Origin of the sequence: Colwellia sp. MB02u-9, assembly GCF_014077085.1 — a bacterium.
GTDB lineage: Bacteria > Pseudomonadota > Gammaproteobacteria > Enterobacterales > Alteromonadaceae > Cognaticolwellia.
Genome location: NZ_JACGVF010000058.1, coordinates 1 through 230, shown reverse-complemented (window position 1 = coordinate 230; position 230 = coordinate 1). Strand labels below are relative to the sequence as shown.

General features: G+C 44.3%; 1 protein-coding gene. It reads right to left on the bottom strand.

Annotated features, from left to right (window positions below):
* Positions 1–230, bottom strand: a 230-nt coding sequence (locus H4J65_RS00480) for a putative Ig domain-containing protein (RefSeq protein WP_182194116.1), incomplete at both ends; no start/stop codon positions are given.

Sequence of the window (230 nt, the reverse complement as noted above, 5' to 3'; positions counted from 1 at the left end):
ACACTGATGACAATACCTGAGGTGGTACCAATATCATCATTAGTCGGTGTGCCCGTTAAGCTACCGGTTATTGTGCTAAACGTTGCCCAGCTAGGTTTAATGTTAATACTAAAGCTTTGGGTATCCCCTACATCAACATCAGAAACTATAGGAGTAAAGCTGTAGGCAGTATCTTCAGCTACCGTTGTGGCTGGTGTACCTGTTATTACCGGCGCATCGTTGGTGTTTGA